Source organism: Paenibacillus sp. JNUCC32, from assembly GCF_014863545.1.
In the GTDB taxonomy this organism is placed as follows: Bacteria; Bacillota; Bacilli; order Paenibacillales; family Paenibacillaceae; genus Paenibacillus_AQ; species Paenibacillus_AQ lautus_A.
Genome location: NZ_CP062260.1, coordinates 5102702 through 5116474, shown reverse-complemented (window position 1 = coordinate 5116474; position 13773 = coordinate 5102702). Strand labels below are relative to the sequence as shown.

Genomic DNA, 13773 nt, shown 5'->3' with positions numbered 1-13773 from the left:
CTGTATACATACCGGATTGGAGAGAACCTATGAATTCCTATTGTACATATGCCCTGCATCAGATCGAGGTGGCTGTCGTCTCGGTTGTCGCGATTATCGATAAGCTGGATGAACGGGATTTGCTCGTCAAGCCGACGGAAGGCAAACATTCGGTCGGAGAGCTGCTCAAGCATATCGCCGTCATCTGCCGGGCCGATTTTCATATATCCGGAGGAGCCACCCAAGAGGAGATGAGCGCCTATTACGCAGGCGTGTCGTTAAATAACCTGAAGGACATACAGGCGGAGTTATTGAGCAACTATTCATATCTGGAGCAGGCGTTCCGAGAAATGACGGAAGAGGAGCTTCATCAGGAGATGACCTCTTATTGGGGCGTCACCTATTCGAGGTACGAATGGCTGCTCGAAATCGTGGCGCACCTGTATCACCACAGGGGGCAGCTGCACGCGATGCTGGTTCACTGTAACGGGAAGGACCCGAAGATTCCTTTGTTCGAATAGCTCGTGCGCGCAGGATGATCAAGGGGGCCGGCCAAGAAGTTTTCTTGGCCGGCTTATTGATTAAGCTCGTGCGCCCGCTGAGACAATGAGTACGGATTACCCCTGCATACAAGCCGCCGCACAGCCCGCTGTCCTGAAACTGCCTTCATGGGTCTTTGAATCGCTGTACGATCATAAAAACGAGCTTCCTGCCATGATATTTATTACATTGAGCTGATATTCTTTTAAATTCGACAAAATAAAACAAATTTCGCTATAGACTCAAGCTAAATAATTCCTCTATGATAGAAACTAAATAGCTCGACAAGTTATTATGAAAGCGCTATCCAAGACTTCGCAGGACGGCATGATCCTGAATCTAGGAGGGAATCCACCAAACCAGGGATATAGCAGAATCTGTTGTTAACCGAATAGAAAGCGTATTCATGATATGCAGGTGTCTAGAAGCGGGCCGTTAACACAGATTTTACATATCGTTAATACTCGCATGATCTTATAACTCTATCATAAGAGGTGTTCATAATAAGGAGGACACGCACTTATGACAGATCAAGGGAGTCGCCGTCTTCCCGTTATTGCTTCGATTACCAAGCTGGAACAGATCGATGCGGCTGTGAACAGCGCGGTGGAACGGGTGAACCTGATGACAGGCGACATCATGAAACTAAGGGATATCGTAAACCGACTGCACTCCTCAGGCAAAAAAGTGTTTGTCCATCTGGAAATGGTAAGCGGCATCGGCCGGGATAATTCGGCAGTGCAGTATTTGGCGGATTCGTACAAGATCGACGGGATCATTACGACGAAGACGAATACGGTATTGGCTTCGCGCCAAGCAGGCATCAGCTCGATACAGCGCGTGTTCGCGATCGATACGACAGCTTTGGGAACCGCAGTGAAGATGATCGGACAAGCACGTCCGAATGAAGTGGAATTGATGCCGGGACTTATGCCTCGCGTCATCCGCGATCTGAAGAAGGAGATTCACTGTCCGCTCATAGTGGGAGGTTTTTTACGAAGCGAAGAAGAAATCGACGAGGCGCTGGCGAACGGCGCAGACCTCGTATCTACGGGAGACACGCGTTTTTGGACGTAACGGTCTCCGTAGGAATGACGGATTAACCACAATTACATATTTGCTAGGGGTGGAGACGATGAGATAACCCGAGTAGCAGCTACTTTAGCTTTTATAGGAGGTGGTGGCTCTTAGGTTGCGCTCTTTTGACGTCTCTATTTTTGTGCGCTTTTTAAGGGATAGGCGGGCTGTTTGGATGGGGATTCTCCCGTTCCTATGGGATCCGCGTGCCGTTCCAACCGGCATTCGATGAAGTGGATCGACGGTAATTTTGGATGATGAATGATGAATAGATTCGAAAGGGGACAACAGATCATCTATGAAAAAGAAATCATGGTTGTTAATGTTATTGACCATATTTATGGTGATTACCACGGCTTGCGGAGGCGGCGGTGGAAGTGAAAGCGCCGGAGGAGAGGTTTCGCTGGATGACGTGGAAGCCGCTTCGATGGATATGAAGAACGACACGACACCCGTTAAAATCCAATACTGGCATGCCCACGCGGATGCCCAGCTTGAAGGCTTGAACTACATGATTGCCGAATTCCAGAAGAAATACCCTCATATCACGGTTGAGCCGGTGTTCCAAGGCGGTTATCCTGATCTTCACAAAAAATTATCGGCTGCAGTGGCTGCGAATGACGTGCCGGCTGTTACGAATGTCGAGGTTGCGTCCTTGCCAAACTTTGCGGACAGCGGAGTGTTCTCTGATTTGGGCCCATGGATTAAGCGCGATGAAGTGAAGATGGACGATTTCGCCAAAGGGATGCTGAATGCATATGCATTCAATGGCAAGCAATATGGATTCCCTCTGATCGTCAGTACCAGCGTGTTTGTATACAACAAAACGATGCTGGACGAGCTGGGCGTAGAGCCGCCGCAGAAGTGGGATGAGATCGATGACTTTAATGCGAAGGTAACGAAAAAAGAAGGCGACAAAACGACCCGTTATGCCTTCTCCGTTCCAGGCTGGGATACGTGGTACTACGATCCGTGGAACATTAACGGCGGCGGACAAATCCTGACGGAGGACCTGAGTGCTTCCGCTGTCGAGACCGAGGATTCTCTCCGGTACCTCCAGAATTTCTACAAATGGCAAAATGAAGGCAGCATGCATATGGGCTTCGGTAAAGGAGCTTCCGACAATATGCGCCAGATGTTCCTGAACGGCGAAATCGCCATGGTTCAGCATTCATCGGCTTTGCTCAAGATGTACCGCGAGAATGCGGACTTTGAGGTTGGCGTATCCTTTATCCCTGGAGATAAAGTGCGGACCTCCAATATTGGCGGCGCGGGGATCGTCATGATGGACGGCGCCGAGGATCTGGAGAAAGAAGCGGCTTGGAAATTCATCGAGTTCATGACTTCGGCGGAGCATAACATTAAGTGGGCTGAATCCGTAGGATACCTGCCGACAAGAAAATCCGCAATCGAGTCTGAAGAAGGCGATCAATATTTCGAAAGATGGCCGCAGTATAGAGCGGTATACGAGCACTTCGACGAAGTAACGCCGCGTCTGCAGCATCCGGCTTATCCTGAATTCAGCGAAGTCTACAAAGAAGTCATCGGGGAAATGGTATTGAACAAAAAAGATCCTATACCACTTATGCAGGATGCAGCCAAGAAGATCAACGATATTCTGGCTGACTATGAGTGATGCCTATGGAGACCAATAAAGCAATGACCAAGGCGGCGTCCGATCGGGCGACCGCTTCGGTCTCTAAACGGATGTCTCATACGTTGATCGAGAAGTGGAAGGACTTCTCGTTCGCAGTTCCGGCCTTGCTGTTTATGGGCGTGTTCCTGTATTATCCGCTGGGTTATTCCATCTACATCAGCTTCACGAATTGGAACATGACCCGTCCCGTGAAGAAATTCGTGGGCGTCGATAACTATACGCGCTTGCTGTCGAACTCGGATTTCTATCACTCCTTGAAGGTCACGTTCTTGTATACCGTCATGGACGTTGTATTCACGCTGGTCATCGGGCTGCTGCTGGCCTTGCTGCTCAACGTGTCATCGTCAAGGTTGTTCGGTTTCTTGCGCGGCGTCGTTTTTATGCCCTATTACATCTCGATGGTAGTCGCGGCCATGGTATTTACATGGATTTACAATGGACAATACGGGTTACTGAATTCCATTGTTTCCTGGTTTGGCATGGAGCCGGTCGAATGGCTGACCAACCCTTCGACGGCATTGCCGGCGCTGGTTGCCGTTTCGGTCTGGAAGGGCGTCGGGTTTGCGATGATCCTCTTTATTGCAGGCATGCGCGGAATTCCGGCCGAGTATTACGAGGCGGCCTCCATTGATGGAGCCAGCAAGTTCCGGCAGTTCCGCAACATTACGCTGCCGCTCTTGTCGCCGATGACCCTGTTTCTGGTCATCACCAGCTTTATCTCCTCCATGCAGGTGTTCCAGTCGATCGACGTCATGACGGGCGGCGGTCCGCTCAAGGCAACGAATGCGATCGTGTACTGGATCTATACGATGGCCTTTGATGAATTCAAAACGGGAAGAGCCTCGGCGCTTGTCATGATTCTGTTCGTCATCATATTGCTGTTAACATTGGTACAATGGGTGGTCAGCAGGAAGAAGGTGCACTATGAAGGATAATTATATGGCTGGATCCGCCAAGAACCGAAAGACCATAATGGCGCTCCGCGTGATCGGGGCCGTGATCGTGACCCTCGTCATGTTCTTTCCGGTGTACTGGCTGCTGATCAGCGCGCTCAAGACGCAGTCTGAGATGCGGATGGCCGTTCCTACATTCTGGCCGGAAACCTTTGCCTGGCAAAACTTTGCCGAAGCCTTCCGTGTGATCCCTTACGCGCGGTTCTTCGGCAATACCTTGCTCATGGCGGTCGGAACCATTATTCTGCAGTTGAACGTGGCGCTCATGGCCGCTTATGCCTTCGCGAAGGGGAAGTTCTGGGGACGGGACGCGCTGTTCCTGTTGGTGCTTGCCGCGTTGATCGTGCCGGAACAGGTAATTTTCGTTCCCGTGTACGTCATGATGTCCAAGCTCGATTGGCTGAATACCTTCTGGGCGCTCATCGTGCCTCACGGGGCGTCCGCCTATGCGATATTCCTGCTCCGGCAGGCGTTCAAATCGATTAACAACGACGTGCTGGAAGCGGCGCGCGTGGATGGAGCCGGCCGATTCTCCATTCTGTACAAGCTATTGTTCCCGATGGCGATGCCGACGATCGTCACCATGGGCGTGTTGATCTTCATCTCGTCCTGGAACTCGTATTTCTGGCCGCTGATCATGACCAACAACAACGACATGCGCGTGCTTACGGTCGGTATTGCGATGCTGCGGGATTCCATCGCCGGGAATGAAGCGATGTTCTTCAACGTCATTATGGCGTCCAGCGTCATGGCGATCATCCCGATCGTGCTGGTCTTTACGGTGATGCAGAAGCATATCGTGGCCGCGATGGCGAACTCGACGTTTAAATAACCGCATACACCATATGATGCGGAATTCAGGACGGTGTGGAGACGGTGGGCAAGGATACACCGCCATACCGTCTCTTTGTTCGAGCGAAGGACATCAAGCTAATTCCTGCTGTGCGCAGCAGGGATCGGGAAGCCCGCGGCGAACAAACCTATAGAGCTGCAAACGGCATTTCGATTGCGTTAGTCCGTCCTCTTGCGGTGGCAGTGTGATCGAGGCCGTCAATCGACTTATATATGGAGGGAATGGCACATGGAAGTACGTGGATTGGCCCATCGAGGGTATCCGCTCAAATATCCGGAGAACACGATGCTGGGCTTTCGGAAAGCGCTGGAGCTTGGCTTCTCGCACCTGGAGCTGGATGTCCAGCTGACGAAGGACGGCGTGCCTGTCGTGATACATGATCCCACGGTTAACCGGACGACCGACGGAACCGGAGCGATCAATGCCTTCACGCTGGAGGAAATACGCAAGCTGGATGCAGGCCGGGGGGAAGTCATCCCCACGCTGGAGGAAGCGCTGCTTTTTGCCAAGGATCGGATGATCGTTGACATCGAGCTGAAGCAGATGGGGGACACTTACCCCGGTTTGGAACAGAAGGTTATTGACGTGATCAAGGATACGGGCATGGAGAAGCAGGTATTCCTGACCTCCTTCGATCATTATTCGATTGAACGGGCCCGTTCCCTTGATCCTGACATCGAGCTGGGGCTTGTGATTTACGGGGCGACGCCATCGGTCTTTCCTTATCTGGAACAGATCGGCGCTCGCTATGTGTCCGTCAAATATGTATACGTGACCCCTTCGTTTATGGAGGAAGCGCGCAAGCGGGGGATTCAGCTCATCGTCTGGACGCCGGATGACGAGGCGGTATTGGCATCCCTTGCCCAGTATCCTGAACTCTTGATCGTAACGAACAACTTGGAAGGCTGGGCCAAAGTGTACAAAGAAGAGATTGCACTGAATGCTTAGCGTTTTCAGGGACTGACTTGCGCGCAGCGGAGTGACCTATTAGGACACTTGCATTTAGGAAATGCCAAGGGTCTTTCGGGGCAAGGCGAACCTAAAGTCGAAATGTGCATAGAAAAGGATCTGCCCTAGTCTCGATTGGGGCGGATCCTTTTATTATGAACGGCCGAATCCTGCTTGCTTCAGCTGCTTATGGCAGCGGAAAACGCCGCGGGCTTCATCTGGGCGGATGAATTTGAAAATTTAATGAAAATTTTCAGTTGACCTGCGGACAATTGTCCGTTAGAATAAAAAACGCGTTACCGGACAATTGTCCGTATAGACAAAAGACAGGGAGGATAAGGTCTTGGATATGGGAGTGGGGCCAAGTTCGGCCAAGATTGATTTAAGTAAAATAAAAAGAGGGCCGATCGTTGCCGCACTGATTATCGGAGCGTTCGTGTCCATCTTGAATGAGACATTGCTGAACATCGCTTTCCCAAGCTTGATGGAGCAGTTTGGCATTGGGGAGTCGACGGTGCAGTGGCTTTCCACATCTTACATGCTGGTTGTCGGTATTCTGGTGCCGGTCACGGCGCTGCTGCAGCTTTGGTTCACGACAAGACAGATGTTTATTGGCGCTATGTCGCTATTCCTGATAGGTACGATTATATGCGGCTTCTCGCCGGTATTCGGGGTGCTGCTGGTAGGTCGTATTCTGCAAGCCGTCGGAACGGGGCTTATGCTGCCGGTTCTGATGAACACCATACTTAGCATTTATCCGCCTCAGAATCGCGGAGCCGCAATGGGAATGATCGGTCTGGTCATCATGACGGCACCGGCGATCGGGCCGACGCTTTCCGGTTTGATCGTGGATGCGCTGAACTGGCGCTGGTTGTTCTACCTGGTCATTCCGCTTGCTGCGTTCTCCATCGTGTTTGCCGCGGTGTTCCTGAAGAACGTATCGGAACTGACCAAGCCGAAAGTCGATTACATTTCGATTATTCTGTCTACCATCGGTTTCGGGGGAATCGTATATGGATTCAGCAGTGCCGGCGAAGGTACCTGGTCTGATCCGAAGGTCATATGGTGCATTACGGCCGGGGCTATCAGCTTGCTGCTCTTCGTATGGCGCCAGCTGAAGATGGAGGAACCGATGCTGGATCTGCGTACCTTCAAATTTCCGATGTTCTCCCTCGTGACCGTGCTGATGCTGGTACTTATGATGAGCATGTTCTCCACCATGATCATGCTGCCGCTGTTTCTGCAGAACGCTCTGGGCTTGACTGCGCTATCGGCGGGTCTGGTCATGATGCCGGGCGGGATCATCAACGGATTGATGGCGCCGATTACAGGGAAACTGTTCGATAAATTCGGACCGCGCGTTCTGATTATTCCCGGCTTGGCGCTGCTGAGCATCGCCATCTTCCTGTTTTCGCGCATCGACGCTGCATGGACGGGTGGTTATGTCATCTTCCTTCATGTTATGATGATGATAGGGATTTCAATGGTTATGATGCCGGCCCAAACCACGGCTTTGAACCAGCTGCCGCGCTTGTTGTATCCGCACGGAACGGCGATCATGAATACGCTGCAGCAGGTGGCGGGAGCTGTCGGTATGGCGCTCTTTATCAGCATCATGACTGCAGGTGCTAAAAATTACGTTGAAACAACCGGGGATCTCAATCCGGTGCAAAGCATGGTTGCCGGTCTTCATAATGCTTTCGTAATCGGACTTGTTCTTGCAATCATCGCTTTCGTGCTGGGCTTATTTGTTAAACGTACGTCTTCACCCGTTGAAGAAAAACAGTCTGCCGCATAAGGTTCCCGTTTGTTTAATTAGAAAGGGATGCGTGCATTGCCGAAAGAGAATGACGAGTTGGGTCAAAAGATTTTGGATACGGCTCAGGCCTTATTTAACAAATACGGAGTCGAAGATGTCTCCATGCATCAAGTGGCCAAAACGGCGGGGATCGGTCAAGGCACCCTATACCGCCGGTATCCCAGCAAGAGCAAGATTTGCTTCACGCTGATGGAAGCCAAGATCGACCGGTTTATGGAAGGGCTGGACGTTTATCTTCGCAATAGCGAAGGCGAAACGGTAGCACACCAGCTTCGGACGGTAATGACGAAGGTGATTCTGCATTTCAACGAGGATCTGGAGTGGCTCAGGGTGATGCTGACCTCTGACCGTCTGGAGGAATCCAAGAACATTATGTGCGAGAACCCGCCCTTCACGTATTTGCGCTCACAGATCAAGCGTCTGCTGGAGCTTGCGGCGGAGCGGGGAGAACTGATGCCCCTGGATCCTCTGTTCACCTCCGTGATGCTTGCATCCCTGCCGCGGGCCGATATTATTCTGTACATGCGCGATATGGGATACAGCGCGGAACAGATTGCGGAGGAGTATTGCCGAAGCTTTGTGGACCCGCTATTTATACAACGCTAAATGATATATTCATGCACAGTGCAAAAGCCGTTTCGGGAGCTTGGAAAAGCCGCCCGGAACGGCTTTTTGGTTTATGTTCGGCCCTTGGACTTTGGATTTCAATGCAACATTTGGCAGATACGCCCGTCAGTATAGTTGTACATGATAATCTAAGGCACCTAGAAAGGATGATGAACATGAACAAACAATGGAAGAAGCAAGCAGCCATGCTGATGGTTGCCGCCATGGCGGTTTCCGGTGGCGCAGCGGCTTATGCGGCACCCCAAACCGGAGACATTCAGGAACAGAAGCCGGTGGTGATCTCGGCGGTCATTGATTATGGTGTGCTGGTCAACGGCAAGGAAGTGGCTGGAGCCGGATTCATGAATGCCGGCGCGAAGCAGGTCATGATCCCGCTGCGCAGCGTATCCGAGGCGCTCGGATTCGAACTGGAGTGGAATCAACAGGACCGCTCTGCGGAGCTAACCCAACCGGGATCGCCGATCTGGACCCTCGTGCAAACGGGCAAAGACCAGTATGCGGTTAACAAAATGTATAAGTCCCTCGGCGCTGCTCCGGTGAATGTAAAGGGCACGCTGTATGTTCCTGCGAGCTTCTTCAGCGAAGTGCTCCAGGTTAACGTCGCGGTTGATGGAACGAAGGTAAACATCACGTCCGAGGAAGAGGTTAAGAAGGAAACCGTGGTTGGAACCATCACGGAAGTTATCCATAACGAAGAACGCAAAGCCGTTCATATTAACGGTACGGGCACCGAAGGAATCGTGCTGAACGTGGATGAGAACACGGTCATCCGCGATGCGGAAGGCAAGAAGATCGAGCTTAAGGATCTTGCAAAAGGCATGAAGATCGAAGCGGTGCACAGCCTGGCGATGACGATGAGCCTGCCTCCTCAAACGTATGCTTACGAAATCAGCGTGAAGTCCGACAAGGAAGAAACGGAGCAGCTGGCTACGGCCGGCGACATCACCGACATCAATGCGGATGGCGGCAACCTGCGCGTAACGATCAAGGGCAAAGGGTTGACGGAACAATCCCCCAATGAGGTCGTCCTAAATCTGACGCCCGAGACGGTTGTCGTGAATAAAGACGGCAAAGCCTTGAAAACGAGCGACTTGACTGACGATGCGGAAATTATCGGCTACTACGGCCCGGTATTGACCAAGAGTCTGCCGCCAATCGGCAATGCCATCAAAATCGTTCTTCAATAAGTCATGAACGGGAAGAAGCCTGGCGGCAGCGCCAGGCTTCTTTCGGGATCCTTAATGATACAAGGGAGGGAGCGGAATTTCCTTATCGTAAATGGTGATATTTAAACGCTTCTGTTCATCGAGTGAAGCGAAGAATACTTGATCAAGGGGGATTCCCCGCTCACCCAGCTGAGTCTCCAGCCATTCTCCGGAAAGGTTTAACTTTCGGAGGGTAATCGTTTGAATGCGTCCTTCTTTGACGACGGCGTAGGACAGGCCGACATTCTGCCGCTTTAACTTCAGGTCCTCCAGCGTGACGGCGGTCTTCTCCATCTTTTTCAGGATGGATAAGGCACCGCTCGGCTCAAGCACCGCCATATCGACTTCCGCCATATCGAAGATCTGTTCCTTGCGCAGCATTTGCAAAATGTTATCGATCGAGTAACGTGCTTTTTTCATATTCGGATAAATGAACTGCCCGTCTTTAACGACAATCAGCGGTTCGAATGTAATCCACTTGCCGATGCGCCGGCTCTTCACAAGCAGGATCGAGGCAAGCTTCTGCAACAAGCCGATGGCAATGATCGCAAAGGCGGTATGGATATGTTCGATTTTGGGATCCGCGATGTCTGCTCCGACCACGGAGCCTAGGGACAGGATAATGATGTAGTCGAAAACGGGAAGCTCGGCGATGGAACGGCGGCCCATGAATAGGGTAACGCCCAAGAGCAGCGGGTAAATGGTATAAATTCTCCCAAGCACTAGCAGAAGATCCTTAAGGAGATCCATGGCACAGACCCTTTCCGAAGATTTTGTGGTCCTTAACTAGAAGGGTGGGCAGTTGTTATGAAAAATATGTATATACGTCCATTTCCAAGTCTGGATCATGGCTTTTTCTCCAATCTATAGACGAGATTACCTAAGCCTTCGTTTGCGCAGGTATATTCCCTTCGCATGCCGAATACTGTACAACAAAATCGTCCATGACGGATGGAGGGAAACGGATGAAGCGCAGTTGGGTGAATTCGCCGTATTCATTTTCGCTGGGCATGTTTGCCATGATGGTTCCGAGTCAGGCGTTCAGCTCCTTTTACATCTTTTTCTACGTCGATACCTTGGGTCTTGGCATAGGGCTGGCATCTCTGGCACGAACCGTATTTCTGATCTGGGATGCGGTAAACAATCCGCTCATGGGGTATTGGTCCGATCGCACCAGAACCAGGCTGGGACGGCGCAGGCCGTGGGTATTCGGGGCGATTCCGCTCTTCATGCTGACCTTCGTGCTCGTGTTCTCGCCGCCGGAAGGATTGTCTGAGAACGGACTGTTTATGTGGTTTTTGGTTGCCCTTATCCTGTATGAAGCCGTGGCAACCGTATTATGGGTCAATTATGGGGCGCTGTTCCCCGAACTGTTCCGCGGAGACCGCATCCGGGCGAAGGCCTCGGCCATCCAGCAGGGCTATCAAGTGGTGGCATTGTTGATCGGTACTGCGCTGACTCCGATCATCTATGACGCCATGGGATTTTCGAACATGGCGATTCTGTACGCGCTGCTGTTCGGCGTGTTCATGTTCCTGTGCATGATGAGCGTCCGCGAGGAAGAGGCGTACAGCGCAAGCGAGCCGCTCAAGCTTGTCCACGCGTTTCGTGAAACGCTGCGAAACAAGAAGTTCTGGGTGTTCAACATCTCCAATTCCTTTGCCCAGACGGTGAATGGACTGATAAGCTCCACGATCCCTTTTTACGCAAAATACGTGCTCCGCATCCCGGACAATCAAGTGTCGATTCTGCTGGCGGCCGTGTTTGTATCCGTCATCCCCTTGGTGTTCGTGTGGTACTGGATGATCCGCCGGATGGACGGCGTGAAGGCATGGCGTTTGTCGCTGGGGATATATGCGTTATCCGTCATCCCTCTGTGGTTTGGCTATGATCTGATGAGCGGCATTCTGGCGGGGATCGGGGTAGGGTTCGGACTGGCGGGATTTCTGGTTACGCCGGCCATGGTTAGCGGAAACATCATCGATGAGGATGCGGAGCGGACAGGGCTTCGCAGAGAAGGGATTTATACGGCGGTCAGCGGGTTTATTACCCGTTCCAGCGGATTGATCTCCGCCCTGGCGTTTTTTGTCGTAGGCATGATATTCGGATATGAGAGCGGTGACAACCCGGGAAGCGATCCGGAATCGACCTTTCGGTACTTAATCAGTGTCGTTCCCTTATGCCTGTTGGCCATTTCCTTCGTGCTGTCGTATGCAACCAAAATCGAATTCTCAAAATCCATAGGAGGCGGGCATGACCATGGAGCGAAGACTGATCATCAACTGTGACGATTTCGGACAGAGCAAGGCCATGAATGAGGCGATCCGGCATCTGCTGGAGGAGAATAAAGTTTCATCGGCGACCATCATGACCGTGGCCCCCGGCTTTGAGGAGGCAGCCTCCTGGGCCGCACGCCGTCGCCAACCCAATGTGGGGCTGCATCTCACCTTGACGAGCGAATTCGAAGCTTTGCGGTGGAAGAGCTTGACCGGTCATTCTTCGTTGCATGACGCTAGCGGTCATCAATACCGGACGGTTCAGGAGTTTGAACGGGGGGCGGAGACGGGCGCCGTGCTAAAAGAGCTGGAGGCGCAATACCGGCTGGCGAAGAAGGCCGGCATCCGCATCAGCCATGCGGATAACCACATGGGCAGCCTTTACGGGATGGAAACGGGGCGGAGCCTTATCCCGCAGATGCTGTGGAAGACTTCCCGCTGGCGCCTCCCCGCGCGCTTGTTTCGCTATATTCATCCGGAGGATCCGCTGCTCAGCACGCTGCCGAATATCGAGCGGCCGGTGGCGCTTGCCTCCAGCCTGGCCGATACGTTCGGCGTGCCGATCCCGGATTATCTGCTCTCGCATCCGTTTCCCGTCGTCGAGGGAGAGACCTACGAGAGCTTCAAACAGTCGCTGATCGATAAGCTGTACAGACTCCCCGAAGGGGTCAGCGAAACGTACGTTCACCCGGGGGCGGAGGATGAATGGATGCTGGCGAATATTCCGAATTGGGAGAAGCGGGTATGGGAGTACCGCCTGCTGTTTGATGATGATTTTGCTTACGGTTTGCGGGATGCCAAGGTGATCCTGACGGATTACCGCTACGTGGAGGAGCATTTGAAGCGTCCCCGCGTGCGCTCGGCGGTGAAGCTGATGAAGGCAATGGCCAAAAAAACGTAAGCCTATGCTAAAAACAAGCCCTGCCGCGGCACCGGCAGGGCTTGTTTTCGGTTAAGTACGCTGGGCTCGCACTGTCATGTACGGTCTCGTATCGACGTTACTTCGCTTCAGCTTCCAGCTTGGCAATCTGTGCCTTGTATTGGTCCAGCAGTTTCGCCAGCGCTTTTTTAATGGCGTCGGCGTCCTTGGAATCCATCGCTTTGAAGAGGTCGATTCTGGCATGGATAAACGCCAGATCCTCATCGTCGATCTTCACTTCCAAACTTTCTGCATCGCTGAGCTTCACTGCCTTCACGCTGGCTGTCTCGAAACGGATCACGTCGTGTTTCCCGTTGCCGGCATCAGTTTTCACGGCTTCCGCTGCTTTGATGGCGGTACTTTCGAGAGGGGCAAGCTCCTTAATCTTGGTAATCTGTATATCCTTGATATCGCCACTGTCCACGAATCCCTTGACAGCTTCAGCCGGAACAGCCTTCACGGCAATGGATATTCCGAATTCGCCTTCTGCCGCGACCGGCTTTACCTTGCCGTTATCTGCAGTGACAGCCGCGGCCTCCGAGAAAAAGAAGGTTCCCTCGGTTCCGGCAAGCTTCCCGTATTTCGCCAGCGTATCCTTCCAGTCCTGAACCGTTTCCGGCGCGTATTTTTCAGCCAATTCCAACGGATTCGGCATAACGGAAATGGTTGCCGTGGTGGCAACGGGCGCGCTTTTACCTGTTTGGTTCGGTGCATCGGCTGGGGTTTCGGCACCCGAGGCATGGACGGGAAGAGCTGCTGTTCCAAGAAGGGCAGCGGATAGGGCGAGCTTGCCAAATAGTTTGTGTTTCATCGTATTAACACTCCTTATCGGGGTTGGTTTGTCTTACAGTACCCAGTGTACGAATCAGCATTGGCAGAACATTGGTGTATTTGTGGAAAAACAATGGCATTCCCCATTC

General features: G+C 52.3%; 14 protein-coding genes. 12 read left to right on the top strand and 2 right to left on the bottom strand.

All coding sequences use genetic code 11. The annotated features are described in order from the left end of the window. The first annotated feature begins 29 nt into the window (after nt 1-29). From JNUCC32_RS22700 to JNUCC32_RS22655, 10 genes are all read left to right on the top strand, one after another. Complete coding sequence (locus JNUCC32_RS22700; RefSeq protein WP_192569915.1) at nt 30-500, top strand: DinB family protein; 471 nt, start codon at nt 30-32, stop codon at nt 498-500. A gap of 541 nt (nt 501-1041) precedes the next feature. Beyond that, the gene (locus JNUCC32_RS22695; RefSeq protein WP_192569914.1) at nt 1042-1596 is read left to right on the top strand and encodes a glycerol-3-phosphate responsive antiterminator; all 555 of its coding nucleotides are present in this window, start codon (nt 1042-1044) and stop codon (nt 1594-1596) included. A 298-nt stretch (nt 1597-1894) separates the two neighbouring features. After that, nucleotides 1895-3232, top strand: coding sequence for an ABC transporter substrate-binding protein (locus JNUCC32_RS22690; protein WP_096774740.1), 1338 nt, complete (start codon nt 1895-1897; stop codon nt 3230-3232). Next, nucleotides 3232-4188, top strand: coding sequence for a carbohydrate ABC transporter permease (locus JNUCC32_RS22685; RefSeq protein WP_036672924.1), 957 nt, complete (start codon nt 3232-3234; stop codon nt 4186-4188). The genes JNUCC32_RS22690 and JNUCC32_RS22685 overlap by 1 nt, the downstream gene beginning before the upstream one ends. Next, nucleotides 4178-5038 (top strand): carbohydrate ABC transporter permease, encoded by an 861-nt coding sequence (locus JNUCC32_RS22680; protein WP_192569913.1) that lies wholly within the window; start codon nt 4178-4180, stop codon nt 5036-5038. The genes JNUCC32_RS22685 and JNUCC32_RS22680 overlap by 11 nt, the downstream gene beginning before the upstream one ends. A 44-nt stretch (nt 5039-5082) precedes the next feature. Further along, nucleotides 5083-5247 (top strand): hypothetical protein, encoded by a 165-nt coding sequence (locus tag JNUCC32_RS22675; RefSeq protein WP_192569912.1) that lies wholly within the window; start codon nt 5083-5085, stop codon nt 5245-5247. Between the two features lie 40 nt (nt 5248-5287). Further along, a complete protein-coding gene (locus JNUCC32_RS22670) occupies nt 5288-6007 on the top strand; it encodes a glycerophosphodiester phosphodiesterase (protein WP_192569911.1) in 720 nt (239 codons plus the stop codon). Nucleotides 6008-6356: 349 nt separating this feature from the next. Further along, nucleotides 6357-7805, top strand: a complete 1449-nt coding sequence (locus tag JNUCC32_RS22665; RefSeq protein WP_374705892.1) for an MDR family MFS transporter — start codon at nt 6357-6359, stop codon at nt 7803-7805. A 27-nt stretch (nt 7806-7832) separates the two neighbouring features. After that, nucleotides 7833-8432, top strand: a complete 600-nt coding sequence (locus JNUCC32_RS22660; RefSeq protein ID WP_249732836.1) for a TetR/AcrR family transcriptional regulator — start codon at nt 7833-7835, stop codon at nt 8430-8432. A 176-nt stretch (nt 8433-8608) separates the two neighbouring features. After that, on the top strand, nt 8609-9640 hold the full coding sequence (locus JNUCC32_RS22655) for a copper amine oxidase N-terminal domain-containing protein (protein ID WP_192569910.1): 1032 nt from the start codon (nt 8609-8611) through the stop codon (nt 9638-9640). Between the two features lie 51 nt (nt 9641-9691). Here the strand turns inward: JNUCC32_RS22655 and JNUCC32_RS22650 are convergent, their stop codons facing one another. After that, nucleotides 9692-10408 (bottom strand): DUF421 domain-containing protein, encoded by a 717-nt coding sequence (locus tag JNUCC32_RS22650; protein WP_192569909.1) that lies wholly within the window; start codon nt 10406-10408, stop codon nt 9692-9694. A 215-nt stretch (nt 10409-10623) separates the two neighbouring features. Here JNUCC32_RS22650 and JNUCC32_RS22645 point away from each other — a divergent pair, with 215 nt between their 5' ends. Further along, complete coding sequence (locus JNUCC32_RS22645) at nt 10624-11946, top strand: MFS transporter (RefSeq protein WP_192569908.1); 1323 nt, start codon at nt 10624-10626, stop codon at nt 11944-11946. Continuing rightward, entirely contained in the window at nt 11912-12835 is a 924-nt protein-coding gene (locus tag JNUCC32_RS22640) for a polysaccharide deacetylase family protein (protein ID WP_036664719.1), read from the top strand. Before JNUCC32_RS22645 ends, JNUCC32_RS22640 begins: the two co-directional genes overlap by 35 nt. Nucleotides 12836-12932: 97 nt before the next feature. Here JNUCC32_RS22640 and JNUCC32_RS22635 read toward each other — a convergent pair whose 3' ends face one another. Next, entirely contained in the window at nt 12933-13664 is a 732-nt protein-coding gene (locus tag JNUCC32_RS22635; protein WP_192569907.1) for a hypothetical protein, read from the bottom strand. Between the last annotated feature and the right edge of the window lie 109 nt (nt 13665-13773).